General features: G+C 35.8%; 35 protein-coding genes. 18 read left to right on the top strand and 17 right to left on the bottom strand.

Going from position 1 to position 23910, the window contains the following annotated elements; all coding sequences use genetic code 11:
- Nucleotides 1-171 precede the first annotated feature (171 nt).
- Nucleotides 172-1044, top strand: coding sequence for an FAD synthetase family protein (locus R4Z10_RS06590; protein ID WP_338472410.1), 873 nt, complete (start codon nucleotides 172-174; stop codon nucleotides 1042-1044).
- A gap of 68 nt (nucleotides 1045-1112) precedes the next feature.
- Here the strand turns inward: R4Z10_RS06590 and R4Z10_RS06585 are convergent, their stop codons facing one another.
- Nucleotides 1113-1313: a helix-turn-helix transcriptional regulator gene (locus tag R4Z10_RS06585; RefSeq protein ID WP_338472409.1), complete on the bottom strand. Its 201-nt coding sequence runs from the start codon at nucleotides 1311-1313 to the stop codon at nucleotides 1113-1115.
- 15 nt (nucleotides 1314-1328) lie between these two features.
- The gene (locus tag R4Z10_RS06580; RefSeq protein ID WP_338472408.1) at nucleotides 1329-1817 is read right to left on the bottom strand and encodes a DUF6773 family protein; all 489 of its coding nucleotides are present in this window, start codon (nucleotides 1815-1817) and stop codon (nucleotides 1329-1331) included.
- Between the two features lie 282 nt (nucleotides 1818-2099).
- Here R4Z10_RS06580 and R4Z10_RS06575 point away from each other — a divergent pair, with 282 nt between their 5' ends.
- Nucleotides 2100-2657: a hypothetical protein gene (locus R4Z10_RS06575; protein WP_338472407.1), complete on the top strand. Its 558-nt coding sequence runs from the start codon at nucleotides 2100-2102 to the stop codon at nucleotides 2655-2657.
- 113 nt (nucleotides 2658-2770) lie between these two features.
- The gene (locus tag R4Z10_RS06570) at nucleotides 2771-3178 is read left to right on the top strand and encodes a DUF2306 domain-containing protein (RefSeq protein WP_338472406.1); all 408 of its coding nucleotides are present in this window, start codon (nucleotides 2771-2773) and stop codon (nucleotides 3176-3178) included.
- Between the two features lie 99 nt (nucleotides 3179-3277).
- Here the strand turns inward: R4Z10_RS06570 and R4Z10_RS06565 are convergent, their stop codons facing one another.
- The 4 genes from R4Z10_RS06565 to R4Z10_RS06550 all read right to left on the bottom strand — a co-directional run bounded on the left by R4Z10_RS06565 (nucleotide 3278) and on the right by R4Z10_RS06550 (nucleotide 5758).
- A complete protein-coding gene (locus R4Z10_RS06565) occupies nucleotides 3278-3718 on the bottom strand; it encodes a nucleoside deaminase (protein ID WP_338472405.1) in 441 nt (146 codons plus the stop codon).
- 212 nt (nucleotides 3719-3930) lie between these two features.
- On the bottom strand, nucleotides 3931-4149 hold the full coding sequence (locus R4Z10_RS06560; RefSeq protein ID WP_338472404.1) for a DUF896 domain-containing protein: 219 nt from the start codon (nucleotides 4147-4149) through the stop codon (nucleotides 3931-3933).
- A 23-nt stretch (nucleotides 4150-4172) separates the two neighbouring features.
- Nucleotides 4173-4715 carry an isochorismatase family cysteine hydrolase gene (locus R4Z10_RS06555; protein ID WP_338472403.1) on the bottom strand — a complete coding sequence of 181 codons (543 nt, stop codon included), beginning with the start codon at nucleotides 4713-4715 and terminating at the stop codon, nucleotides 4173-4175.
- Nucleotides 4716-4942: 227 nt separating this feature from the next.
- Nucleotides 4943-5758 carry an MOSC domain-containing protein gene (locus R4Z10_RS06550; RefSeq protein ID WP_338472402.1) on the bottom strand — a complete coding sequence of 272 codons (816 nt, stop codon included), beginning with the start codon at nucleotides 5756-5758 and terminating at the stop codon, nucleotides 4943-4945.
- Between the two features lie 314 nt (nucleotides 5759-6072).
- Here R4Z10_RS06550 and R4Z10_RS06545 point away from each other — a divergent pair, with 314 nt between their 5' ends.
- The 4 genes from R4Z10_RS06545 to R4Z10_RS06530 are packed head-to-tail and all read left to right on the top strand — an operon-like array spanning nucleotide 6073 to nucleotide 9160.
- On the top strand, nucleotides 6073-6606 hold the full coding sequence (locus tag R4Z10_RS06545; RefSeq protein WP_338472401.1) for a helix-turn-helix domain-containing protein: 534 nt from the start codon (nucleotides 6073-6075) through the stop codon (nucleotides 6604-6606).
- 18 nt (nucleotides 6607-6624) lie between these two features.
- Nucleotides 6625-7422: a CPBP family intramembrane glutamic endopeptidase gene (locus R4Z10_RS06540; RefSeq protein WP_338472400.1), complete on the top strand. Its 798-nt coding sequence runs from the start codon at nucleotides 6625-6627 to the stop codon at nucleotides 7420-7422.
- A 12-nt stretch (nucleotides 7423-7434) separates the two neighbouring features.
- Complete coding sequence (locus R4Z10_RS06535) at nucleotides 7435-8343, top strand: ABC transporter ATP-binding protein (protein WP_338472399.1); 909 nt, start codon at nucleotides 7435-7437, stop codon at nucleotides 8341-8343.
- Nucleotides 8336-9160: an ABC transporter permease subunit gene (locus R4Z10_RS06530; RefSeq protein WP_338472398.1), complete on the top strand. Its 825-nt coding sequence runs from the start codon at nucleotides 8336-8338 to the stop codon at nucleotides 9158-9160. Before R4Z10_RS06535 ends, R4Z10_RS06530 begins: the two co-directional genes overlap by 8 nt.
- A gap of 85 nt (nucleotides 9161-9245) precedes the next feature.
- Here R4Z10_RS06530 and R4Z10_RS06525 read toward each other — a convergent pair whose 3' ends face one another.
- Entirely contained in the window at nucleotides 9246-9806 is a 561-nt protein-coding gene (locus R4Z10_RS06525; RefSeq protein WP_338472397.1) for an HPP family protein, read from the bottom strand.
- 222 nt (nucleotides 9807-10028) lie between these two features.
- Between R4Z10_RS06525 and R4Z10_RS06520 the strand changes: the two genes are divergently transcribed.
- The 6 genes from R4Z10_RS06520 to R4Z10_RS06495 all read left to right on the top strand — a co-directional run bounded on the left by R4Z10_RS06520 (nucleotide 10029) and on the right by R4Z10_RS06495 (nucleotide 13739).
- Nucleotides 10029-10259: a hypothetical protein gene (locus R4Z10_RS06520; RefSeq protein WP_338472396.1), complete on the top strand. Its 231-nt coding sequence runs from the start codon at nucleotides 10029-10031 to the stop codon at nucleotides 10257-10259.
- 310 nt (nucleotides 10260-10569) lie between these two features.
- Nucleotides 10570-11280 carry a phosphatase PAP2 family protein gene (locus R4Z10_RS06515; RefSeq protein ID WP_338472395.1) on the top strand — a complete coding sequence of 237 codons (711 nt, stop codon included), beginning with the start codon at nucleotides 10570-10572 and terminating at the stop codon, nucleotides 11278-11280.
- Between the two features lie 43 nt (nucleotides 11281-11323).
- Complete coding sequence (locus R4Z10_RS06510) at nucleotides 11324-12013, top strand: serine/threonine protein kinase (protein WP_338472394.1); 690 nt, start codon at nucleotides 11324-11326, stop codon at nucleotides 12011-12013.
- A gap of 48 nt (nucleotides 12014-12061) precedes the next feature.
- A complete protein-coding gene (locus R4Z10_RS06505) occupies nucleotides 12062-12544 on the top strand; it encodes a DUF456 family protein (RefSeq protein WP_338472393.1) in 483 nt (160 codons plus the stop codon).
- Nucleotides 12545-12640: 96 nt separating this feature from the next.
- The gene (locus R4Z10_RS06500; protein WP_338472392.1) at nucleotides 12641-12799 is read left to right on the top strand and encodes a hypothetical protein; all 159 of its coding nucleotides are present in this window, start codon (nucleotides 12641-12643) and stop codon (nucleotides 12797-12799) included.
- A 478-nt stretch (nucleotides 12800-13277) separates the two neighbouring features.
- Nucleotides 13278-13739 (top strand): hypothetical protein, encoded by a 462-nt coding sequence (locus R4Z10_RS06495; protein ID WP_338472391.1) that lies wholly within the window; start codon nucleotides 13278-13280, stop codon nucleotides 13737-13739.
- 227 nt (nucleotides 13740-13966) lie between these two features.
- Here R4Z10_RS06495 and queE read toward each other — a convergent pair whose 3' ends face one another.
- The 3 genes from queE to R4Z10_RS06480 form a co-directional block, all read right to left on the bottom strand.
- Nucleotides 13967-14695 carry a 7-carboxy-7-deazaguanine synthase QueE gene (gene queE / locus R4Z10_RS06490; protein WP_338473173.1) on the bottom strand — a complete coding sequence of 243 codons (729 nt, stop codon included), beginning with the start codon at nucleotides 14693-14695 and terminating at the stop codon, nucleotides 13967-13969.
- On the bottom strand, nucleotides 14688-15164 hold the full coding sequence (gene queD, locus R4Z10_RS06485; RefSeq protein WP_338472390.1) for a 6-carboxytetrahydropterin synthase QueD: 477 nt from the start codon (nucleotides 15162-15164) through the stop codon (nucleotides 14688-14690). Before queD ends, queE begins: the two co-directional genes overlap by 8 nt.
- A gap of 452 nt (nucleotides 15165-15616) precedes the next feature.
- Nucleotides 15617-16999, bottom strand: coding sequence for a M28 family peptidase (locus R4Z10_RS06480; RefSeq protein ID WP_338472389.1), 1383 nt, complete (start codon nucleotides 16997-16999; stop codon nucleotides 15617-15619).
- 269 nt (nucleotides 17000-17268) lie between these two features.
- Between R4Z10_RS06480 and R4Z10_RS06475 the strand changes: the two genes are divergently transcribed.
- Together R4Z10_RS06475 and R4Z10_RS06470 are read left to right on the top strand one after the other, a co-directional pair.
- Nucleotides 17269-17904 (top strand): PepSY domain-containing protein, encoded by a 636-nt coding sequence (locus R4Z10_RS06475; protein ID WP_338472388.1) that lies wholly within the window; start codon nucleotides 17269-17271, stop codon nucleotides 17902-17904.
- Nucleotides 17905-18102: 198 nt separating this feature from the next.
- Nucleotides 18103-18210, top strand: coding sequence for a YjcZ family sporulation protein (locus R4Z10_RS06470; RefSeq protein WP_338472387.1), 108 nt, complete (start codon nucleotides 18103-18105; stop codon nucleotides 18208-18210).
- A 155-nt stretch (nucleotides 18211-18365) separates the two neighbouring features.
- Here R4Z10_RS06470 and R4Z10_RS06465 read toward each other — a convergent pair whose 3' ends face one another.
- The 7 genes from R4Z10_RS06465 to R4Z10_RS06435 form a co-directional block, all read right to left on the bottom strand.
- Nucleotides 18366-19172: a histidine phosphatase family protein gene (locus R4Z10_RS06465; RefSeq protein WP_338472386.1), complete on the bottom strand. Its 807-nt coding sequence runs from the start codon at nucleotides 19170-19172 to the stop codon at nucleotides 18366-18368.
- Nucleotides 19173-19275: 103 nt separating this feature from the next.
- The gene (locus tag R4Z10_RS06460; protein ID WP_338472385.1) at nucleotides 19276-19638 is read right to left on the bottom strand and encodes a hypothetical protein; all 363 of its coding nucleotides are present in this window, start codon (nucleotides 19636-19638) and stop codon (nucleotides 19276-19278) included.
- Nucleotides 19639-19640: 2 nt separating this feature from the next.
- Complete coding sequence (locus tag R4Z10_RS06455) at nucleotides 19641-20000, bottom strand: hypothetical protein (protein ID WP_338472384.1); 360 nt, start codon at nucleotides 19998-20000, stop codon at nucleotides 19641-19643.
- A gap of 33 nt (nucleotides 20001-20033) precedes the next feature.
- Nucleotides 20034-20219 carry a hypothetical protein gene (locus R4Z10_RS06450; protein ID WP_338472383.1) on the bottom strand — a complete coding sequence of 62 codons (186 nt, stop codon included), beginning with the start codon at nucleotides 20217-20219 and terminating at the stop codon, nucleotides 20034-20036.
- Between the two features lie 12 nt (nucleotides 20220-20231).
- Nucleotides 20232-20633 (bottom strand): Hsp20/alpha crystallin family protein, encoded by a 402-nt coding sequence (locus tag R4Z10_RS06445; protein ID WP_338472382.1) that lies wholly within the window; start codon nucleotides 20631-20633, stop codon nucleotides 20232-20234.
- Between the two features lie 153 nt (nucleotides 20634-20786).
- Nucleotides 20787-21032, bottom strand: a complete 246-nt coding sequence (locus R4Z10_RS06440; protein ID WP_338472381.1) for a hypothetical protein — start codon at nucleotides 21030-21032, stop codon at nucleotides 20787-20789.
- Nucleotides 21033-21055: 23 nt separating this feature from the next.
- Nucleotides 21056-21535, bottom strand: a complete 480-nt coding sequence (locus R4Z10_RS06435; protein ID WP_338472380.1) for a hypothetical protein — start codon at nucleotides 21533-21535, stop codon at nucleotides 21056-21058.
- 211 nt (nucleotides 21536-21746) lie between these two features.
- Here R4Z10_RS06435 and R4Z10_RS06430 point away from each other — a divergent pair, with 211 nt between their 5' ends.
- The 3 genes from R4Z10_RS06430 (at nucleotide 21747) to R4Z10_RS06420 (ending at nucleotide 23743) form a co-directional block, all read left to right on the top strand.
- Nucleotides 21747-22322 (top strand): YetF domain-containing protein, encoded by a 576-nt coding sequence (locus R4Z10_RS06430; protein ID WP_338472379.1) that lies wholly within the window; start codon nucleotides 21747-21749, stop codon nucleotides 22320-22322.
- A gap of 151 nt (nucleotides 22323-22473) precedes the next feature.
- On the top strand, nucleotides 22474-22581 hold the full coding sequence (locus R4Z10_RS06425; protein ID WP_338472378.1) for a YjcZ family sporulation protein: 108 nt from the start codon (nucleotides 22474-22476) through the stop codon (nucleotides 22579-22581).
- A gap of 175 nt (nucleotides 22582-22756) precedes the next feature.
- Nucleotides 22757-23743 carry an FUSC family protein gene (locus tag R4Z10_RS06420; protein WP_338472377.1) on the top strand — a complete coding sequence of 329 codons (987 nt, stop codon included), beginning with the start codon at nucleotides 22757-22759 and terminating at the stop codon, nucleotides 23741-23743.
- The last annotated feature ends 167 nt before the right edge of the window (nucleotides 23744-23910 follow it).

Here is a 23910-nt window from a genome sequence, read left to right as displayed (position 1 = left end):
CCCCCACTGTTGGAAAGCCCGAGGCCACAAGACTGGTCACGCAAACGTTGCCGTAGGCGTATTATTATACTCAGTGTTCAACTTTCGGAGCTATACGGGCATATCCCCCTATCTTCTTTTGTTGGGAGTCTTATTACCCGTTAAGCCTGATAAAACCTGAAAGGAGACTGTATGGAAACGATTTATTTAAACCTGGACAAGTTGGCGTATTGGCAGGAAAAGGCAAAGCCGAATGTGATGGCTTTAGGTTTTTTTGATGGCGTTCATAAAGGTCATTGCGAAGTGATCAACACAGCAGCAAAAATTGCTAGGGATAAAAGTCTTTCACTAGCAGTGATGAGTTTCTTTCCTCATCCCAAAACCGTGATATCCAATGGAAAGGTTCACTATTTGATGCCCCTTTCTGAAAAAAAGGAAAAGCTACGCGAGCTTGGTGTCGACATTTTCTATATCGTCGAATTTAATAAAGAGTTTGCCTCACTTCCACCTGAACAATTTGTGGCCCAATACTTACTCAATCTAGGTGTAATCCATGCAGTCGCAGGTTTTGATTACACATACGGCTTTCGGGGTGCAGGAAATATGGATCGTTTAAAAGCTGATTCTGGTGGCCTTATTGATATCACGAAAGTCGAAAAGCTAGAAATCCATGGAGAAAAAGTCAGTTCCACTTGCATTCGAGAAAGGCTGTTAAAAGGGAGAGTGGATGAAATTCCAACCCTGTTAGGACACCCGTATGAAGTGGAATGTATATGGGACGAAAACACACTAAAGCCTACCCCCTACTATACACTCCCTGCTCCTGGCTATTATGAGGTCACCTTAAAAAATCAGATCGGTTCGATTAGAACCGAAGTTATCGTCTTGGAAACGGGTGAAGGAAAGGCATTAAAATGTTTGACAGAAATTCCAAAATTCATGGTTGGCAGCCTATCAATAGTTTGGCATCGCGCCATCAAGGAAAAACGTATTTTTGGCTGGTCCCAACTTTTGTCAGACATATCAAATAGAAAATACATGCTAAATTTTGTTTCTAAAAAGTAACAGGTACCGGGCATCCTTCCAACCTGGAAATTGCCCGGGTACCTGTTTTTATTATTAGAAGTTTCACTTTATTGTTCTCCCTCCCAAAATAAATCATCTAATGTTCGAGAAAGAGCCTTACAAATAGATACGCATAGATTTAAAGAAGGGTTATATTTTCCAGCCTCGATTAAACCGATCGTGTTCCTAGAAACCCCGACAATCTTAGCCAACTCTTCCTGTGATAAGTCCTTCTCTACTCTTGCAAGTTTTAATCTTATATTTTTCAAGGAATTCACCTACATTTATTCTCTGTTGTTCTTCAAACCAATTTTTCTCGCTAAAAAGTATACCCCACCAAAAAGGAGAAACAAGATAGGTAAATAAATTAGGATCGAAACAAGCAAGACCAATATAAAATACCATACCCCTTGTGAAGTACTATCTGCATAGTTAACAGCGCTATTTATTCCCATAAGTATAGCAATTAATAAAGAAGCACCAATACTACCGAATATGGTTTTTTTGCTCATCGGCATTTTACTGTTCCGATCATGCAACTCCACTTCATCCCAGTGTACCCCTAGGAAAATTGAACGGGCTAAATAATAAATCCCACTTACTAACAGAATGACTAATTCCGTTATCACCCCTACTATTTCTACATCGAATATGAAGTTTTTAAAAAATAAACTGACTAAACTAATTACTAAAACAATTCGGAGTGTTTCCTTATAAATCTTATTGCGAACATTTTCTACACGTTCATCGAACCCTTTTTTAAAAAAACTCATGTATAATCCACCTCCTGTTTTACTTTATTATATGATATATTATTCATTTTACAATATATATATTGCATTTTACTAAATATATATTTCATTAACAAAGTTATATCATCTGTTGTTATCGGAATCAAGACAATGTCTGTCGTTCATCTCTTTATTGATGATTATGCTTATCATTTAATGTGTATCCGTTGTGAAAGAGGGGCAAAGCACCATTTTTATGGAATATTTTACCTTTTTCTGTTATATTATTTAAGAAATTTGAATGATTTAAAAAGGGGTGTATTCGTGACCAAAACACTAGATCTATTACAATCCAATATTATTAAAGAAGCAAAAAAAGGATATCCTATTCTACTTTCTGGATGTATTGTCTTTTTAATCTTCGCCTTTTTACCTACCTTATTCTCAATGGATACTGTTTATTTAATTTGGATTTTTGGATTGAGTGTTATTTTTCCTCTCGGTTTGTTATTAAGCAAACTACTCAAAGTAAATATTCTAACTACTGGAAACCCTTTAGGAACTTTAGGTGGAATTATCGCAGCTCCACAAGCTTTTTATATTCCCGTATTTATTATCGTTTATATGCATATGCCATCCTATTTACCTTTTACGATTGGTTTATTAGGCGGCTCTCATTTTCTACCATATATGTGGATTTATCGAAGTAAAGCGTATTTATTCGTTACTCTTGGTGTCTGTTTTTCCTCTTTAATCATTGGTGGATTTTTTGTTGATTATGCCTTTATCATTGTTCCTTTAGCCATCTCACTCATATATGGAATTAGTGTGCTACTCATATTAAGGGAACTTAAGAAAGAGACCTTTAACATAACTGATTAGCCTTTAATTACTGAATCATTCAATTACAATTCGAGGTGGTTTACTTGTTTAATCTATTTTTAATAACTCATATTAGCACTGGCTTTATTTGCTTAATAAGTGGAATATTCGCAATGTCATATAAGAAGAAGAATGGAAAACATACAATTGCGGGTGAGATTTATCATGGCTCCTATGTATTCGTATTCATTTCCGCAGTCGTAATGTCTATCATTCATTGGGAAGATAGTGCTTATCTTTTCTATGTTGGAGTCTTTTCATACGCACTCGCCCTACTAGGCTATTTATCTGCAAAATTCAGATGGAAAAATTGGTTAAGTAGCCACATTGGCGGTATGTTAGGTTCCTATATTGGGATTGTTACCGCAACCATTGTTGTCAACATTCCAAAGATCCCTGTGTTAAATGAATTTCCCGTTCTTTTCTTTTGGTTTTTACCAACTATTGTTGGAACACCGTTTATTTTTAAAGTAGGAGAAAAATATAAAGTCAGACAAATAAAGAAAACTAGAACTCTATAACGTCTGTTTTTCGTAATAAACAATAAATGACGTGTGTTCATCCCACGTCATTTATTCTATAAAAAACCCTCGAATATTAGAAAACCTCATAAAAGGAGCCTACGATTGTTTCTTCCAAAGCTCCATTGGGTTTTCTCGTCCCTTATTTAATGGCATATGTACCATCGAAAGCGTTCGTTCTGCTTTTGGTCTTTGCAAATCCTCATAGATCATTTTTGATGTCCCTAATCCTGCGTCAACCGCCTCCTCGACAGTTGTACAATAATACACGGTTTCGATCCCTGCAAAATACATAGCGGAAAGGCACATCGGACAAGGTTCCCCACTCGCAATCATTGTATAACCTGAAAGATCATTTGTTTGAAATTGCTCCTGCGCCCGACGAATCGCAAGTAATTCCGCATGACCACTTACATCATACTTTTTATGTAACTCATTCACCCCTTCAGAGACAATCTGTTTATCCTTTACAAGAACTGCCCCAAAAGGTTGTCCTCCTTCACGAACATTTTCTAATGCTAATTGTACTGCCCGTTCCATAAATTTTTCCACCTTAACTAACCTCCATTTACGTTATATAAACCATATATTCCAACTATAACATTTTGAAACAAATCAAACTCTCTGGCGCGCTTAGTTTTTGAATATAAGTGAAAATCGTATATAAAAAATCCATTTTCTGTGTTTTTGGGTAAAAAAATAACTCAGTTCAAATGAACTAAGTTATTACCATTCATATTATTCCATTCGATTCAATGGATTGTTTTTAAATTTCGAACCTTTTGTGGGGTTACATCATTTCCAAGTGGATCCAGTACCTTCATACCTGAAAAGGTAGTAAGAACTTGACCACGTATGGCACGCAAATAATCTTCTCGAAGCACTTGCTGCTCAACTTTTTCTGCATTTGTTAAGCCTTGTTCACGTTGCTTTTTAGCTAAATTATTAATTTTTTGTAACATATCCTTCATTTTTTCGCCTACCCCGCTTCATTTTATTCAATGATTTCCGTATGGAAGCAACGGTTCATATGGTTGATCATCGTGTCTCCAAGATCTGTAAATGTGGCTACTCCTCGTTTATGAATCGCTGTTTTAAACCCTTCTGCATCCGCTCCGGCAATGGTTAAAAAGTCACATATATCTGTCGTAACCCCAACAACATGAACCGTATCTACTCCTAAATTTCTAAACGTTTCAGCCAAATCTGTTTGAAAGAATGCATTGTAGTTTGGTTTCGCTGAATACATGACATTTTCATGAGCTTTATTATTTTCATACCAATCATATAGCTCTCCATATAATTGTTGCCCTTCTGTACCGACAATATTATGGGGCGGCCATAATTCAAAATGCGGGTCATTTGGTTGGTGTGCATCCATTGAAACAACTACTATATTTCCCTCTGCTAAAAATTTTGACGCCAAATCCTTAATATAAGGTACGATTTCCTGTGCTGGTTTACCAACCGTTAATGTACCCTCATCCGCTACAAAGTCATTACTCATATCCACAATTAATAAAGCTTCTTTTGCCAATTTCAATCATCCCTTCATAAAATGGTGCAGTCATCCCATTGGATCGGATCATGCCCATCCCACTAATTTTACGCTTTATAAACGAAGTACATTCAATACGACTGATTCGCACTAAATACCGACGTAGCTCTCAAACGCAATTCCAACGAAAATCGGAGGAAAATATTGTGATTTTGTCCGCCAACCCTTGTATAGGTACTTTGGAACCTTGCGAATCTTCCCCCACTTTAAAAATTTGGACTAATCTCAATCGTGTCCCCAATGTTTACCCTTCCAGGTTTCACAACAGAAGCATAAACACCAAAGCTTCCTGCATTATTTCTTACAATCGATCTAAGTACATTTGGATCTTTAGTTAGGTCACCTTGAGCCAACGTTGTCATGACACACCTCTTTGTTTCTTGAGAGACTTTGAGCTGTACATTTCCAATCGTTAAGGTTTTCCCTACCCATTCGTTTTCTATAAAGGCATCTGTATCCGGAACTTCAATAATCAAATTGGGCCTGAAGCGTCGTGGCTCAATTCTGCTTTCTGGTGCTAGTTTTCTTAAGTAATTAATCGTTGAGGTTGTAATAATATGGACCATATCAATATCAAAAAAAGTACCTTCAGGAGAAGTTTTTGTAAAAATAGATCCTTTGTTATCAAGTTCCTCAATTTCTTCTGGTATATATCCTTCAAACTGTCTATCGATTGTGGATGGGATTGACAAATGAACCTTTCGATTAAGACTGTTTGATAGTAATTCGTTTTTGTTCTTATCTGTACTAATAATTGAGCGACCACTTGGAAACGTAATTCTTACCGGTGGAATACTTGCTCCTTTTATGAGAGGATCAATAAAGTTGGCACGATACTGAAACATGTTTGGCCATTTCTTTGGATTTTTCGCATTGGCTAGTTTACCAGTTTCATGATCGATGACCCCATAAGCTCTATCACCTAATAATCCTTTATCGGTAATCTCACAGGCATTTAATTCCTCTCCTATCATCGACTTAACAGGATATCTCCAAATCGAAGCAACCTTCGCGGAGGCCATACCAATCACCCTCTCTGTTTTCTAAAAAAATATGGCTTATAAGTAAGTATATTGTTTAACAGAAAATTTTGCCAAATAAAAGGGTAATTCCCAAGAGACAGGTACAGAGTGACGCCCCGAACAATGAATAAATTATTTATTAAAAAATTCATCCCTCAACTTCTTAACATACTAAGTAAATTCACATTGACATTAAACATAGATTATATTATCATTATCGATAATGATAATATTAAAAAATAATCCATATTTTTTTGGTTGATTGTTATCATCTTTGATAATGATAACAATATAATGTAATGGAAGGTGATTTCATGAATACTTCTAAGATGAAGGTGATTCTCCATCCTGTGAGAATGAAGATTATTCAAGCATTAATTAACGGAAAGGAAATGACGGCTCAAGAATTGTCAAAATGGGCAGAGGATGTCCCACAGGCCACTTTATATCGCCATTTAAACAAACTGTTAGATGCGGGATTTATCAAAGTGGTACAGGAAAATCCTGTGAGAGGTACGATTGAAAAGGTTTATGCCTTAAAAGAACCAGACGTCCAGTCACAGAAAGACTTTTTAAAATTAACTAAAGAAGAACATCTTGAGTTATTTTTAACCTTTACCGCCCAGTTAATGAGTTTGTATGAAAATTACTTAAATCAAGATGAATTCGATTTAGTTAAAGATGGCGTTAGTTATACAATGGCAAATCTTTACCTATCTGACGAAGAATTTATGGAATTAGTGCAAGGGATCGGAATGCTGATCCAATCCGCGTTAAAAAATGAACCAACATTTGAACGAAGAGCACGAAATATCGCAACAATTATTATTCCAGATGCAAAAAAGTAACCTTAAGGGGGAAGCAAAATGAAGAAAATCGATGTCAAAATCGCTTTATTGCTCTCTGCCATTTGCGTTGTAGGTACATTGATCCTCGTACCTAATCAGATGGAAACACTTCAATTGTATTTGAACCCTAGCGATTATGCGAAGTTAATGGAAGAAATGCCATTTTCCATACCTGTCTTAACCGTCATTAGCTCGATTCAAATTTTTATTATGAGTTTTATTATCGCATTTTTAGGATTAAAAATCGGTCGAAAATCGGGATTTTCATTTGCCTTTTTTGAAACTATTTTTGAAAAAGGCAAAAAAGTAATAATCAATCGTCATTCATTAGCGTTATCGCTACTGTTTGGAGCTATAACAGGATTCATCCTTGTCGGGGCTGATAAGTTTTATTTCCAACAAAACATCCCTCAATTAGCAAGCGTCACCCCTGAAACCTCGATTACAGGTATGTTTGCCGGGATCTTTTATGGCGGGGTTTTTGAAGAGGTTTTGATGCGACTTTTCATAATGAGTTTGTTCGTATGGATCATCAATAAGGTGATTACACGTGGAATAGATTCAATTCCAAACTGGGTTTATGGGGTATCGATTGTCATCGCCGCATTATTATTTGCTGTAGGCCATTTTCCGGCAACTATTATGTACTTCGGTGAGTTAAACAGTACCATTATATTCCGTAGTCTCTTATTAAATGGAATTGGCGGTCTCTTTTTTGGCTATTTGTACTGGAAAAAAGGACTGGAATATGCCATTTTTGCACATATGTTTGCTCACATTTCGGTACAATTATTATTTTATCCTATATTTTATTAAGGTGGGAAGTCTATGGAGCCAGTCATTAAGGTTAAAGGTGTAACAAAATCATTTGGCGATCAGATGGTTTTACGCGATATAAATTTCACTGTAAATAAAGGAGAGATCGTTGGTTTATTAGGGCCAAATGGAGCAGGAAAAACAACGTTTATTCGGATTTTAAATGGGGTTCTGAAGCCTGACAACGGATCGATATCCATTCTCGGATTCAACCCTATAAAGGTTGGAGACGACATCCGAAAAGCATCCGGAATCGTAACAGAAAGCGCGGGATTGTATCATCAAATGAGTGGAGAAGAAAATTTAGCCTTCTTTTCCGAATTATATGATGTCCAAGATAAAAATAAAATCAGTGAATTATTACAGCTCTTTGATTTAGAAGAGCATAAGGATAAAGCGGTGGGCACTTATAGTACTGGGATGAAAAAAAGACTAGCACTCGGGAAAGCGTTGTTGCATGAACCTCAATTGCTGTTTTTAGATGAACCAACTAACGGGCTGGACCCAGATGGAATTCAGATGGTTTTATCTTATTTGAAAAAATATAACGAGGAAAATGACACAACCATCATTATTTGTTCACACGTCCTGCACCAATTAGAACCGATTTGTGACTCCTTCGCTTTTCTTGAAAATCAAACCGTTGTTGAGCAAGGTTCATTGATACAACTGGAGGAAAAGTATATTAAAGATGTTGTGATCAACGTTCTTACGAATTTTAAATCAATAGAAAAAACATTCTTAGGGTTGCCATGTAAACAACAGGATGATCATACAGTTACCTTTACTCTCCCCTCGAAGGGTCAAATTCCATTTTTACTTAGGGAAATACTAAAAAGCAATGACATTTACTCTGTTACCATTATGAATAATGGCCTTGAATCAATTTATTTCAAAGTGAGGGAAAAAATCCATGAATAATCGAATGATGAAAGCCATTGTCAAAAAGGATCTAAGAGACATTTATCGCAGTAAGAATTTATTTTCTACATTGATCGTGATTCCGATTGTTTTTTCCGTCATCTTCCCTGCTATTCTATTAGGAAGTGCCTTACTATTCGATTTAGAAAAAGTTGCCGGTGCCGACGCTTCAAAATTAGTTGAATCCTTTTTAGGGCAAATGAATGGGAGCGCCCTTCCCTTTGATTCAATTGAGCAGCAATTCCTTTACTTGTTTATTAATTATTTATTACCATCATTGTTCTTATTAGTCCCAATTATTACGGCAAGTACGGTTGCTGCAAATAGCTTCGTTGGTGAAAAAGAACGAAGAACGCTTGAAAGTTTGCTCCTTTCACCCGTATCGATTAAAACCCTTTTCGTTAGTAAAATGATTGCTTCATTTATTCCTTCGTTTCTCGTTTCGATTGTGAGCTTCATCTTTAGTGGAATTCTAATCAACTCAATGGGTTATCCAATATTTGGAGCGATGATTTTTCCATCAACGAATTGGCTGGCATTGATTATATGCCTCTCTCCGATGGTTACGTTGATGACAGTTTTAATCAATATTTTTATTTCCTCCCGTGTCAAAACGTATCAAGAAGCCCAGAATATCAGTGGCATCATCATCCTACCTGTCATTGCCATGCTTATTGGTCAAACAAGTGGATTATTCATCGTAGGAGCACAAGTAACTCTAATCATCTCACTCGTAATCTTAATCATCAATGTGATCCTCCTCCAACGAATCATGAAATACAATGATCGCTTTGTCCTGTTTGAAAAACAAATTTGATTGCGCGGTAACTCCGCGGTCCCCACTCCGTAGTCACTGTACGCCCCGAATTTTGCGCGGTCACAGTGACGCCCCGATTACGGGGTTATAACCAATATTTTGGATATTGTCTATTATGAAATAGATTATTATAAAGTATAGCTAGTAAAACAAGGAAGAGAACTCCAATGATAATGGGGATGAGGTATCCCCAGCCTGTTTCAAAGTTGATCGCTACGAGAGCACTTGCTGCTGCAGGTGGATGAATGGTATTTGTGAGTGACATCAGAATTAAAACAACCACTAAAGATATCATAATAATAAATAAGCTTTTTCCGAATATACTCCAAATGAGTAAACCTGTAATAGTGGAAAGGATATGTCCTCCAATTACTTGCCTTGGCTGAGATAAAGGGCCGCTATGTGCAATAAAGACAAGAACACAACTTGCCCCTAAAGGACCAATGACCATCGGATAATTGAAGTAAACAGCTAACAAACAGATGATACTAACAGCTAGAAAAACACCTGTCGCAGAAATGAGTGAATCGATATAATCAAACTTCACTTCACTTCTCGATTCACCCTTCATTTTATTTAAATAATTTGATACACCTTCAAAAGAACGACTCTTAATCTCAGTATTTGATTTTTCCAAACTATTCATATGTCTCTCCTCTTACTTCCTCATTAACAATAGGTTTCCACTATATCTATAGTATATAATATAGGAAAACTAGGAATATTAAAACCTTTTTACTTTAACACGCTGAAGCTATAGCCGATTGTTTAGGTTGATAAATATAAATTAAGAGTCGTATAAAGTCATTAACCAAATATTTACATTCCATTTTGAAAATTCATTGTATAATGAGAATTGGAAAGGATGTTGTCAATGGAATGGATTTTCTTCCTTGCTTTTTTAATTCTTTTATCCATCATCGTAATTATTGCAGTCTCTCGTAAAGATAAAAAAACCATGAAAAATAATCATGACACCTCATCGGACCATACTAGTAGCTGGTGGTTTCTTGGTGCATCAAATACAGGTGATTCTTGCAATGACCATTCTGGTAGTAGTGACAGTGGTGGGGATGGCGGTGGTTGCGGAGGAGATTAACATACGCACCGAAACATGGTACCTCTCTCCTCTTAATTTTTTTTGATTTTTAAATAAAACACCGTTATAATAAAAGTAATATATTTATCTATAATCCTCCAAAGGGGAGTAGCTTTAATAACAAAGTCGTCATTCCGGGACGAGAGTCCTCGGCTTTGTTAGCAATGTCCATTGTTAGCGAGACCTTTACCAGTATAGTTGGTAAGGGTCTTTTATTTTTTTAAAGACCTTTACTACTAAAAGTAAAGGTCTTTTTCACTTTCATGAAGTCATTAATATTTGTAAAGATAGTTAGGAGGTTTAATCTACATTGCTTCGAAAACGTTTAAAGGGATTCGCTCTCTCCCCTACAATTTTGGGAATGACGGGCATGTTATTTTCCATTGCTTGTTTATACACATTTATTCTTTTATCCTATGATCTAATGGAAAAAGGGTCATTTTTATTTGATCAAAGAGTGATTGAGACCATCAGATTGTATGCATCGCCAGCAATGGATACTTTCATGATTTTTATAACAGAATTGGGATCCAAGTTAATGCTAGGTCTTCTTCTCATGATTAGTATGATTTGGCTAAACCGTAAAAATCAATGGGGAATGCTATTTTACTTCATTACTGTGGCTGGAGGTGGTCTATTAAATCTATCATTAAAGAACTTTTTTGAACGAGAACGTCCAACGATCAATCGAATCATCGAGGCGGACGGATTCAGTTTTCCTAGTGGTCATTCCATGGGCAGCATGACTTATTACGGATTTTTGATCTATTTAGTGATACGCAGTAAGTTCCATCCTCTTTCAAAGATAGGCTTGGCCACTTTTTTTAGTATCATTATCTTATTAATCGGAATGAGTCGTATTTACTTAGGGGTACATTATCCTACTGATGTCATCGCAGGCTACATGGCTGGAGGTTTTTGGCTCATTTTATGTATTAGTTTCCTAGAAATTATATATTTTTATAATAAAAATATATATCAATCTACAAAAGAGATAGAAAAGAAAACAAAAGGAATGTAATTAACGGGATTAAGTGACAACTTTTATAAAGGAGATGTGTCTAATGAGAGAGGAGTGGATATTTGCTGATAAACACTTGTCGAAAATTTCAGTTTCATCAAATCCAAATAACGAACCTGTATCCGTCCATGGAACGTCAGATCATTTAAGGTGTATTGGTATTGGTACGGACGCAGCTGTATTTCAGTCCATTGATGTTCCAGATTACGCATTTAAAATGTATGCAAATGATAGAGTCCAAAAGGTTCAAATCGAGACAGAAGTCTATGAAAAGTTAGGGGACTCCCCCTATTTTTCAACCTGCTTTGGCTATAAAGATAATTATCTTGTTCTAAGCTTTGAAGAAGGAATCAATTTATATGATTGTTTACTGCAAGGCATTCCGATTCCAAATGAAGTAATTGAAGATGTCGATCAAGCAAGGGAATATGTACGTCAAAAAGGGTTAAACCCACGGGACATCCACTTGAAAAATATTTTACTGCAAAATGGCAGAGCAAAAATCATTGATGTTTCCGAATATGTGAAGCCGGGAAATGATATGAGATGGGAGCATTTGAAAAAGGCATATGATCTGTATTACCCTTTTATTAAGGGGAAACCTGTGCCACACCTTATAATTGAAACAATTCGAAAAACATATAATCATAGGAGCATTCATTCCGCTCCCTTTGATGAGTTTATGGATCAAACCTACTCCTTTCTTTCAAAGTTTTGGAAAAAGGAGGATTAACAACTGGCATAATTGATAAAATTTTATATAGAAAGCGAGTTTTTGCCAATGGAATTATTATGGTGGGGATTAATAATCGTCTTATTTGTCTTAAGTTTTGTAGGGATCATCTATCCATTGATTCCTTCGATTGTAACCATTTGGGGCGGATTTATTGTTTATCAATTTCTCATTAATCCGAATGAGTTATCTCTATGGTTCTGGATCAGTATGGTGGTTTTAAGTGCAGTTTTAATTGGGTCAGACATCATTGCCAACAGTTATTTCGTGAAAAGATATGGTGGTTCAAAAACCTCGGAGAGACTTGCAGCGATAGCTACCATTGTTGGTTCATTTATCTTCCCTCCTTTTGGGATTATTCTCGTTCCATTTTTGTCAGTTTTTGTTACAGAATTTATTCTTCAGAAAGACGGCATAAAGGCTATAAAAATTGGTTTTGCTACGATCATTGGCTTTTTAGGCGGGAGTATAGCTAAAGTATTGATCCAATTGATTATGATCGTGTGGTTTATATTGGCTGTAATAATTTAGGATCATTTGTGTTTTACCGACCGGTCCAAATCTAAAACATAATTAATGTGAGCTTGTAAATAATAACAATGAAACAAGAAATAAAGGAGGGTTTATATGCAGCGTGATCAAAACGCAAAAGAAAATCTAAGCTCTATTATGGAACCAGGGTTTGCCGGAACAGATCCACAAAAAGTAAAACAAGAAATCCAAAAAGATGTAAACGAAGGACAAGGTGCGATGACTTCTCGGGAAGCAGGATCCATGAGAGATTAAAAAACGCAGACAAGAACCGCTCCCTCGGTGTGTATAGACGTCCCCAATCTTATAAAAGATTGGGGATTGTCTACATGTTGAATAAGATTATTCAATATATCTTTTACCTCTCCCATCCCATCAATTAAAATAATTTAAAAATAACATGTGTCAAATTAGTGTTGATGGAATTGTACCGTCTTCTAAACAAAATATTAACTACTTCGCTGTCATCCCTGTGGATTTTTTAATATTCCAATATCTCATCCTTCACAAATTTCTTTAAATCGGACAACCCATTTTGAATTTTTATATACCATTTGTCCATGCTTGTCCTTTCTTAACATCTTCTAGGTTTTATTATTCAAAATGGTACATTTCTTGATAAACGAAAAAATACTCTTTACATAGGGTATTAGCACACTACTTTTTTATTTAATGGACATAAGTTAATAGGAGTTCTGAACTTGTTTATTTAAATAAAAAGGTGGTTATCTTAATGAATGAGAACAACAATGAAAAGAATGTAAACAATAGCAATATTAATTTAGACAATAATATTTTCAATGATTTGGCTAGCAGTTTATTAACAAATTTACTAAAAAATGAATCTTTGCTTAATTCTGTAACAGAACCGGCTGCGGTTGATCGGAGTTCTAAAAATCTTATTTCTCCAGATGCTGAGAAACAAGAAAATGCGGCACCTATATCACACCAAATACTAGAAGAAACAGCACCTCAAACCTCTCAAAAACAAGAAAATACGACTGAAAACACATCTTTATTACGAGTAGATAGTACCGAGTCAGCCTCTTTATACGAGAAACTTGATTCGATCAATAATGAACTTTCTCAACTTAATAAGGAATTAAAAGAATTAGTTGCACAAAATAAAAAACTCTTGAAGAAAAGTAAAAGATTATCCCGTGATCTTAGCCTTTTAGAATTAGAAAAAAGTTAAAGATGAGCGTTTAGTATAAGATACTTCGATTAACACATAACATGAGGACCGTTCTTCTCTACCCCGTTAACACCGTTTTGGAACACAAAAACCGTCTCCTACTAAGGGACGGTTTTTCTATTCTCCTAATACTTAGTAAAGGTAAAATAATTGCGTAAGCAAATGCTAATGATCGTGTGGTCATCTTCATCACAATTTAATGGATCATGGGAACGTCCCCTATTTCATTAAACACCCTGCTTATTTCCCCAAACATAAGTGTGAAGCTGAGGTAAGACTTTCACATTTCTTAGCTCGTTATCTAACATCGTTTTATTAATTAACCACTCATATTTCTGGATTAATTGCAATAATAGTTCGGTATTGTCCGTTGTTTGAATATCGCTATTACCTGCCTGCAGAAAAAATGGGATTTGCGGATAACGAAGATGCATATTTTTCGCATAGTGGTAATCTTGATCATCAAACACAACGACCTTCAAACTCGTATTTTGTCTCGGGTTCTCTGCATTTAGCTTATCGATAATGTGATCAAGAGCATCAAAATCAGTAATCATCCCAGAGCTAGGTGGTTTAGGAGAAATCGTTAACTCATCAATTTCTAAGAACCAATCCTGCCACTTGCTTCCCTGGGTTTCTAAACCGATATTTATACGCTTTTCTTTTAATAGCTCGACCAAATAACTTAGGTTTTTTAATAAGGCAGGGTTTCCGCCAGATATGGTTACAAAGGAAAAACCGTCACCAGCCAGTGATTGAAGTTCCTGCCAGATTTCTTCTGCTTCCATTTGTTTGATTAAATCTTTGCCCGAACCATCCCAAGTAAACTTAGAATCACACCAGGAACATGAATAATCACAACCGGCTGTTCGAACAAACATGGTTTTTTGCCCGATCACCATCCCTTCTCCTTGAATAGTTGGTCCAAATATTTCCATAACAGGGATTTTACTCAACTTCCATCCATTCCCTTCGTGCTTCTGCATAGCTTGTTGGCGTTTCATATAATCGTACAAATTCTACTCGAGCACTCTGATATTCTTCTAACTTATTATTCAACGATTCTGCCATCTTTTCATAAATCCAAACAACCATGTTTTCAGCTGTAGTATTCATTTTCGGCAACGTTTCATTCAGATAACGATGGTCGAGAAATATTTCAATTTCCTCTTTCCAGATCTCCTTGATATCCCCAAAATCTATTACCAGACCAATTTCATCAACAAATCCGCTAATACCAAACACAACTTTATAAGTATGTCCATGTAAATTTTTACATTTCCCTTCATACGCATGAAGATGATGGGCCGCATCAAATGTAAATTCTTTACTGACCAATACTCGTTTATGATGGTACTTTAGCTGATCCTGTTTGATATCTTCACCAAACTTTTGGAGTTTTTCAACAATACGAAATCCAGACATATCTGCAACCCCTTTCCTTCAAATAATTTTTTCGTCGAACTTCTGTATCTTAATTTTATCCACACCAATGAAGTATATTAAATAAGTAGAAAAACCATCACTCTTTTGTTCTAGAAATCTATTCGTTCTTATATTTTTTATTAAAAAACACTCCTTTAAAAATAGAAAAAACAGTTCTACTAAAGAAGCGCAGAACTGTTCCTCCTTAGTTTTTTATAGAGGGTAGCTAAAAACCTCTGTTTAAATTGTTAATTACATTAAACTATTGTATCATACTAGTCTAACTTTTACTTAATAAGAAAAAGTATATCTCAAACTGTATGCAATTCCCTACGCTTTAATAAAATCCACCTCCCTTTCCAGCCACAACTAACTGACACAGGGTTCACTTATGTATTATTCCATTAAATACAAAAAACCCTGCTGGAAAACCGCAGGGCTACAAGGGATCGTTAAAGTTCTCTTTCCTCAAAATTATAATCGACGTTTTTTGGTGCAACTTTTGCGTTTTCTAATGCTGGAGTATCTGGGCGAGCCACTTGGTAAACAGCAGCGCCAACAATATTAGATACTTCCTTTAATTTCTCTTTACTAATTTTGTCTAACGTATCCTCTGGAGTATGATACCATGGTTCAACTGGTGCATGGATAAATAACGCAGCAGGAAGTCCAATTTCCGCGAATGGAACATGGTCACTTCGTCCTTCCATTCCATAAGAAGTGGCTTCTCCCGTCTTGGATAAACGTGCACCCGCTGCTGCTCCTAAATCCGTCACAATATTTTTCTCACCATCATTTGTGTACATAATTAAGTCGCCGGCACCCTTACTTCCAACCATATCCATTTGAAACATACCAACTGTGCGTTCATAGTCTTCTTCTGTCATTCTTTCCACAAATTCATAGGATCCTAATAATCCATTCTCCTCAGCACCAAAAGTGACAAAACGTATATCCGTATCGGTTGGTGCATTCGCAAATACACGTGCCAATTCAAGGACCGTCGCTGTACCGGATGCATCATCATTGGCCCCTGGTGCTCCATCTACAGAATCATGATGGGCCCCAACTAGAATCATTTCACCGGTAGATTTGTGAGTGGCTTCTTTCGTTGCGACTACGTTATGAGAAATAGCTCGGTCTGTTTTAGCTCCTTCTAATTTTAAAGTGGCTTCTATGGTTTCACCTTTATCCAAACGTTCCTTTAATGCAACTCCTTGATCTTTTGTGATCGCTACAGCGGGAACATAATCATCATTAGGTTCACCAAGTGTTCCATTAAGGACACCAGTCGCATTGTTATAAATAATGACACCTGCTGCTCCTGCATTAGCAGCGTTTAAGATTTTCACTGCAAAACTAAAGTCACCACGCTCAATTAATGCAATCTTCCCTTGTACATCTTTTCCCTCAAAATCACTTGGTGCTCCTTTACCCGCATAAACGAGTTCGGCTGTAACCTCTCCATCAACACCATAGCTAAAGTCGAGTGGTGCTGGTTCAAAGGTTATCCCATCAACTTCTAATTCTATTAAACTAGGAGTTGTGTAACTATAAATCTCGAATGGTTGCACTTCCGTGTCATATCCATAAGACTCAAATTGACTTTTTATGTATTCCACCGCGACGTCCTCACCTGGTGTTCCGGCAACACGTGGTTTCTCTGAAAGCTTAGCAATATGGTTATAAATGTTGTCTACTTTAATCCGTTTCACAATTTTATTGTCAAACGCTTGATCGGATGGCAGATTTGCTTCGGGTGCAGCCCATGCCGGAGTGGCCCCTACAGAAAGGCTAGCTGCAAGCAAAATTGATAATGTTGTTTTTTTTAACAATGAACATCCTCCTCTTTTTTAAATTTTCAAAATTTTATTACCTATAGATATATTAAATGGATTTTCATAGGTTGTCCACCATTAACGTTTGTAAAAATTCAGACAGTTATCGCTGTACTTATTCATAACATCTATAGATTCATTTGTTAAATTAATGTAAATCCTATTCGTTTCTCACCATTTTTTAATGCGTATTTTGTATGATTAAAGGGTATTTTACATAATGAGAATAGGAATAATTATTAATCAAAGAATGGGAGCGATCGAATATGTTCAAAAAACTAATGATAACTGGAGGCACTTTACTGTTATTAACGGCTTGTGGTCAAGATAAACCAGAAGAAAATACGAGTACAGCAAATCAGCCAAATACTACGAATGAAGCTAGTACAACAAACAATACAAATAAGGAATCAAATACAGCTAAAGATTCCAGCAATCCAAATACGGAAAACCAAACCACAACCGTTGACATAACAAACCCCACTGTCTCTTTAGAGGAGGCCGTTAACATCTTTAATGATGCTCATCCAGACGCTAAAATCGAATCCATTGACTTGGATAACGATGATGGTCGATTACATTATGATATCGATGGTTTTGATTCAACAAATGAATATGACACAGAAATTGATGCAACGACAAAAGAAATAAAGGAAAATGACGTTGAAAAAGAAAAAAATAGGGATGATTCATTAGATTTTTCAGCTATTATCGATCCGGAAAAAGCAATTGAAATTGCCTCAAGAAGTTCTGAAGTTGAGGGGCTTTCTCCAACAGGATGGAAACTTGAAGCGGATGATGGAAAACAAACGTACACCATTGAATATGAAAGAAATAATGAATCCGATATAGAAATAAAAATCGACGCTAAAACTGAAGAAGTTTTAGAAGTGGAAAAATAATAACAGGAAGGGGCATTGCCCCTTCCTAATATTTACCACTTTAACTTAATAAACCCACCCTTTCTATTCAAGTAATGACATTCACATCAAATAATTTAAAGCTTCATAACTTATAAAAAATCAGTGTCAAATACCTATGTAGCACATAGTATAGATGGACCCATACTTTTACCTCCTAACTTTGAAGGAGGTGATTTTATGTCTGGAGCAGCTGGTTCGTGTGGCGGAGGTTTCGCCTTATTAATCGTATTGTTTATTCTATTGATCATCATCGGCGCAAGTTTTTGTGGCGGAGGGTTTTACTAATAATCGATCATTTATCTTTTTACATTAATTAGCTCCACCAGAATAAAATCAAAGCCGACACTCTTAGCGTTCGGCTTTTTTTTATGTCGACATGAGTTATTTTTTATACAGTAAAAACAAAAACACAAAAGACCCTTGCACATCAGAAGTGCGGGTCAATTTTCTGCGTATTTCATTTCATTTACTTCCTGAATTCTCCAATTATTCCCATTAAATTCAACTTTTGTCACACTGCCGTTTTTACAAATCTCTTTCGGTACTTTACTCTCATCCATTTTTTCAAGTATGGCATTTATTGTGATTCCATGGGAAACCACTAAAATATTGCCACCTCCATTTTGATAGGCTTGACTCGCAATTTGTTTAAACGCTTTAAAAGTACGGTCTGATAATTCCTGATAACTCTCCGCTTCACCTGATTCATCCAATTCTGAAAGAATATTGATTAATTCTTTATATGGATTGACACTTCTTATGAAAAATTCTCGTCCATTCCTTAGCTCCGAATGAGTAGCGGCTAGTTTCCAAAGTACATTCATTTTTTCTCCTTCAAATTTTCCGAAATAAACCTCGCGCAATCCTTTATTTTCATTAAGCTGCAAATCCTTTGCCTTCGTTTGATTTTCCGCTAAAATCAGTTTTGCTGTTTGTATGGCTCGCCCACTATCACTTGAATGAGCTGCAACAAACGGAACGTCTGCCAAACCTTTTCCCACTCTTTTGATCAAATCTTCACCAGAAGGAGTTAGTGGCCCATCCGCCCAACCTTGAGCACGGTTCGTATGATTCAAAATGGTTTGACCATGGCGAACAAGATAAATGGTCACGATTCCAGGATCATTTTGATTCTCTACGGCTCTACTTATCGATGTGATCTCTTTTTGGGCATAAATCGGATTTGCTAAGGTTGTGAAGCAAATCATGATGACAGATAGTAAAGCAATAAATAGCCTCTTTTTCAACTTGTATTCCAGCTCCTTTTATGAAACAAACCTTATTAAGAATAATATAGAGTTAGTCTGTTCATATTTAATAGAGCTATCCATAAAATGCATGGTTATGAATTCATCGATCCTTAGTTCGAGGACTTTCATCAATTTCATTATCCATTTCCATCGACTCTTCTTGTCCTTCAATTTCTACTTCTGTGTTCAACATTTCGTTTTCGATTTCTTGTAAAGCCTGTGAGTATGTTTCGTCTTTAAATCCATCGTAATGGAACGTATCATGGATATCCTTTTCCTCTAGTGTCGCTAATATGTCGTAAATATCATTGTTATCACCAGAAATCGACCCAAAACCTTGATTATGTTTTTTATAATTCACAAAGCCACTAGGGAGATTATTCCCAAAGTTCACACAGGAGGCTCCTTCAACCGTCCCAATCGAAATAGAACCAATAAAAAAAGAAGGGGAAAATCGTTTCAAATTTATTCATCCTTTCCCTCCGTTATTGTATAAGGCACTGATTGATAATTAATCGTGACTTGAATTTCATTGAAATCATTTCTTTCCTCCTCTTCTTGAGGTTCTCGATTTTCTTTGGATGATGGCTGTTTATCTTTTGATTTAGGATGGATTCGAGGAGAAAAAGTATTTCCGAGATTGAGCATTCCACTAATTTCTTTGATATCTAACTTATCAAGATGAAAGGCTAGTTCTTCCAAAGTTAATTTGTTGAGATGAAGGTCCTTAACATCGACTTTTACTATAATAGGGGGATTCCTTTTATTATCAATGGCTGTTTCAAGTAGTTTTATTTTTTCAACCAATTCTTCAATTTTATTCATCATCTTCTCTTCATCCATCATTCCAATTCCTTTTTAAATTTTTTTCTTGATCATCGCGGTATTCCCTTTAACGTTATTTCGCTTTCCTTTTATCTTTCCAAACCCTTCGTTGATAGAGGATTTGCTTGTCCGGCCTTGATGAATATTTGTTCCAATAAATAATCCTGATGAAGCTGTTATAGTATCAATTTTTAAAAATCCATGTTTAATAGAAGTCATCAATAATCTCCTTTACCTCGTATCTTTATTTTTCATTGTTCCCTCTAATAACGGAATGGTAATTGATAAAACTCCATTTTCAAAAATAGCTTGTATATGTTGAAGTTCACAGTTTTTAGGAAGTAAAACTTCTCTTTTAAAAGAACCATAAAACCGTTCTTTTTGAATTTTTTTATAAGATGCTATCTTGTGGTCAGTTTGGATCATTCCCTCAATCAACAACATGTTGTTACAACATTTTAATGAAAGATCTTCTTTACGTGCACCAGCCAAATCTACAGAAATGTTGAAATATAAATCTGACTCATAGATATCTATTCGAGGCTCCATAAAAGGGGCAATTTCATATAATAATTCGTTAAAGTCCTCTCCTAACGTCTCTTTTAGATTAGAGTGAAAATGAGGTTTTACCACTCTTGCAACCTCCCTTACAGGACTGAAATTCTTTTTTCATTCTATAAGAACCTCTTTATTTATCTATATGAATTTAATCATTTCGTATGCTAATGTTTTAGTAGCTAGTAACTTTCATTCCGCTTATTCCATATAAAAAATCAAGCCCTATCATTAAAGAGCTTGACTTTGTACTCCCGGAGCAATATTTTGGTTATTCATCATTCCATCCACACCGTCAGGATCGATAACGGAAGCCATATTCCCCGCGTTTAATACATTTCCAGCAAAGAAACCATACCCATTATTTACCTTCCTGTGAGCGGCCCATCCTGGTAATTGATTTTCCCCAACTGTGACGACTGCATTTGTCTGTTGGGAATTTACATTAATTGCACCTAATGTAAAAGCAATGGCCACATAAATCCTCCTCCTTTTTTGCCTTATAATAGTCCTTTATAATCATTCATTTGAGCGTCCATTACATCACTATCTAAAATAAGAGAAGAGTTTTGTGTATTTTGTATTTCTCCCGCGAACCTTCCTTGACCTGCATTCCGCTTACTGTGAGCACTCCATGCATTTAAATCATTTTCTCCCACTGAAACAGCAGCACCTGTATCTAAAACATTGACGTTTATTTCACCAATCTCAATTTCATTTGCATTTCCCGCTCGATCTCCATCATATAAAATAGACGGTTTATTTTCGATTGGGGTATCTACCCAATCCTCATCGATAACATAACTAATATTATTTGACACTTTAGATTGACTTACCGACCCAAAACCATAATTATTTTTTCGTTTAGAGGACCAATTTTGTGCATAATTTGTCCCAATAAAAATTCCAGAGGCGGTATCAATCGTATTTACTGTAATTTGACTTAATTGAAATTGATTAATGGTACTTTTTCGGTTCAATTGTGCTCAATCCTTACTCATAATAGAATGTAGTTATAAATTACACTATGTTTGAATGCTTATTAAGGTTCCATTTTAATCGAACTATAGAATCCTTTTCATCCGTCTTTGTCCTAAAACAAAGCTTTTTAAAAGTACTTCAAAGGAGTATAGATAAGAAAAATAAGGGAAATTTAAGATCAAGACATTAAGAAATAAATTGAGGGCTGCTATGAACTACATTTGGGAAGCAATCACGATACTATTCATCGGTTTTTGTTTGTTGCGCATTGCAGGAAAAAAAACAGTAAGTGAAATGTCAGGATTAGAGATTATCACAATTTTAGCCATTGCCTCAACAACAGGCCATGCTATTTCTGAAACCGGATTAATCAAAACGATATTAACTTTATGTTCGCTTGTATCATTACTGCTCATTATTCAATTTTTAACCACTCAATCCAAAAAGGTTGAAAGATTATTCATCGGGAAACCAACTCCTGTTATTCAGGAGGGTAAAGTTATAACCCACAACCTGAAAAAGTTGCGTATAACCATTGATCAGCTGGAAGCCAAGTTACGAGAAAAAGGCATTTCATCAACTTCAGATGTTAAAAATGCTTCCATTGAGATTACCGGACAGCTGGGATATGAGTTAATGAGACATGCAAAACCCGTTACTGTTGGGGAACTTGAAAAAACGTTAAAGGAACAACTCCCTATTTTAGTCCAACAATTTGTAGAAAATGAACATCACTTATCTAATGGGTCTGTTGAAAACGTTCATCTCAAAAAAACCACTGAATGAAAGCCTCTATAATGCCTTTTTCACGAAAGCTTTTTTCAAATTTGCCTAGGTATTCGAAAACTTTTATTAATACAAAGTGTCAACTGCCTATTTAGCACATAGTATGTATGGACCCATACACATACCTCCTAAATCCTGAGGAGGTGATTTTATGTCTGGAGCAGTTGGTTTCGCAGGCGGAGGTTTCGCCTTATTAATCGTATTGTTTATCCTTTTAATCATCATTGGCGCCAGTTTTTGTGGCGGCGGATTTTACTAATCTATAAAACAACATATTTCTAAATCAGCTTCACCAGAATAGAATCAAAGCCGATACCATTAGCGTTCGGCTTTTTTTTGACTTCATTTAAATAGCTAACTTTAATCCTAATTTTGTATAAAAAACATAACAAAATGAAAACTAATGGTGGATGATTTTTAGCAGGAGGATTATCGTGAATAAAATAAAACTAACTGGTCCTGAGAAATGGATCCTCATTCTTAAAATAGTAATAGGTTCGGCTATTTCATGGGAATTATCTATTTTCTTTGGCTCGAAATATCCCTATTTAGGACCCATATCACTTATTCTCTGTTTACAGGCGACTATTTTTAAATCGATTCGTTTCGGTGTGGCTAGAATTTTAGGAACGATCATTGGAGGAGTATCGGTATATATTCTCGCATCCTCTTTACATGCCAACGGTTTATCAATTGCGCTCATTATGTTGGTCAGTCTTATCTTCCCTTTTTTCTTAAGAGCAAATGGCACTACGCTTCATCAAATTGCGCTAAGTGTTTTGCTTGTTCTAGAATTTGAACATAAACTATCCGGCTATGGATTAGATCGCGTCCGAGACTCAATTATTGGAGTAGTGGTAGCCCTAATCCTACAATATGTATATCCACCAAATTTTACAAAAAAAGCCATTCATCATGTGGATGGATTACCAAACCTATTAGCGAAAAGTCTCAAATCCTTGGCAGCTTGGATTGATGCAGGAGCCTTACAACAAAACTATTTTAAACAACAATTCAATTACATACATCAAGAATTACAGGAGTCAGAAAAACAAATTCAAAAAGCAAAATTAAGTTTGAAATTTAACCCCTTTGCACACAAAAGCCAATCTCAACTCCAAGATGGTGAAACCCTTGTCAAAACATTGAATGGAGTGGGCAACGATATTTATTTTTTATATACGATTATCGATGAATGGAGTAAATCTGGCACATTTACAAAAGAGGACAAGAAAGCATGGACGCAAAATTTTTCCTTATTAGAAACATCACTTCGTAATTGGAATGAAGAAAAAGAGATTCCAGAAGTTCACTTTATTGAAACTGTTTTAAACCTAAATTTTAATATTCCTGCCATTTGGCATACACAGCATTTGATTCGAACACTTAAACAGAATCCACATCCAGTCTTTTTCCCATGATTCATTTCTATTTTGCTGCTTTCCATTTTTGGACAAGCCCTATCCTTGAATTATTTTTTTACGAACGTATTTTGCAATAGCATGAATGATGTTAAAGACCCATGCGCTTAATAAAAAGCACGTTGAATACAGACTAAATACACCTACGGCAACGTCTGTGTGACCAG

It is taken from the genome of Niallia sp. XMNu-256 (assembly GCF_036670015.1).
Taxonomy (GTDB): Bacteria; Bacillota; Bacilli; order Bacillales; family Cytobacillaceae; genus Bacillus_BD.
Note: the sequence above shows the minus strand (reverse complement) of the source record. Positions and strands in the feature narration are given on the sequence as shown.

Bases quoted from the DNA above. Each gene is read 5' to 3' on its own strand.
- R4Z10_RS06590 (WP_338472410.1), top strand. From the start codon at position 172: ATGGAAACGATTTATTTAAACCTGGACAAGTTGGCGTATTGGCAGGAA.
- R4Z10_RS06580 (WP_338472408.1), bottom strand. From the start codon at position 1,817: ATGAGTTTTTTTAAAAAAGGGTTCGATGAACGTGTAGAAAATGTTCGC.
- R4Z10_RS06570 (WP_338472406.1), top strand. From the start codon at position 2,771: ATGTCATATAAGAAGAAGAATGGAAAACATACAATTGCGGGTGAGATT.
- R4Z10_RS06565 (WP_338472405.1), bottom strand. From the start codon at position 3,718: ATGGAACGGGCAGTACAATTAGCATTAGAAAATGTTCGTGAAGGAGGA.
- R4Z10_RS06560 (WP_338472404.1), bottom strand. From the start codon at position 4,149: ATGAAGGATATGTTACAAAAAATTAATAATTTAGCTAAAAAGCAACGT.
- R4Z10_RS06550 (WP_338472402.1), bottom strand. From the start codon at position 5,758: ATGGCCTCCGCGAAGGTTGCTTCGATTTGGAGATATCCTGTTAAGTCG.
- R4Z10_RS06545 (WP_338472401.1), top strand. From the start codon at position 6,073: ATGAATACTTCTAAGATGAAGGTGATTCTCCATCCTGTGAGAATGAAG.
- R4Z10_RS06540 (WP_338472400.1), top strand. From the start codon at position 6,625: ATGAAGAAAATCGATGTCAAAATCGCTTTATTGCTCTCTGCCATTTGC.
- R4Z10_RS06535 (WP_338472399.1), top strand. From the start codon at position 7,435: ATGGAGCCAGTCATTAAGGTTAAAGGTGTAACAAAATCATTTGGCGAT.
- R4Z10_RS06530 (WP_338472398.1), top strand. From the start codon at position 8,336: ATGAATAATCGAATGATGAAAGCCATTGTCAAAAAGGATCTAAGAGAC.
- R4Z10_RS06525 (WP_338472397.1), bottom strand. From the start codon at position 9,806: ATGAATAGTTTGGAAAAATCAAATACTGAGATTAAGAGTCGTTCTTTT.
- R4Z10_RS06510 (WP_338472394.1), top strand. From the start codon at position 11,324: ATGAGAGAGGAGTGGATATTTGCTGATAAACACTTGTCGAAAATTTCA.
- R4Z10_RS06505 (WP_338472393.1), top strand. From the start codon at position 12,062: ATGGAATTATTATGGTGGGGATTAATAATCGTCTTATTTGTCTTAAGT.
- R4Z10_RS06500 (WP_338472392.1), top strand. From the start codon at position 12,641: ATGCAGCGTGATCAAAACGCAAAAGAAAATCTAAGCTCTATTATGGAA.
- R4Z10_RS06495 (WP_338472391.1), top strand. From the start codon at position 13,278: ATGAATGAGAACAACAATGAAAAGAATGTAAACAATAGCAATATTAAT.
- queD (WP_338472390.1), bottom strand. From the start codon at position 15,164: ATGTCTGGATTTCGTATTGTTGAAAAACTCCAAAAGTTTGGTGAAGAT.
- R4Z10_RS06475 (WP_338472388.1), top strand. From the start codon at position 17,269: ATGTTCAAAAAACTAATGATAACTGGAGGCACTTTACTGTTATTAACG.
- R4Z10_RS06470 (WP_338472387.1), top strand. From the start codon at position 18,103: ATGTCTGGAGCAGCTGGTTCGTGTGGCGGAGGTTTCGCCTTATTAATC.
- R4Z10_RS06455 (WP_338472384.1), bottom strand. From the start codon at position 20,000: ATGAATAAAATTGAAGAATTGGTTGAAAAAATAAAACTACTTGAAACA.
- R4Z10_RS06450 (WP_338472383.1), bottom strand. From the start codon at position 20,219: ATGACTTCTATTAAACATGGATTTTTAAAAATTGATACTATAACAGCT.
- R4Z10_RS06430 (WP_338472379.1), top strand. From the start codon at position 21,747: ATGAACTACATTTGGGAAGCAATCACGATACTATTCATCGGTTTTTGT.
- R4Z10_RS06425 (WP_338472378.1), top strand. From the start codon at position 22,474: ATGTCTGGAGCAGTTGGTTTCGCAGGCGGAGGTTTCGCCTTATTAATC.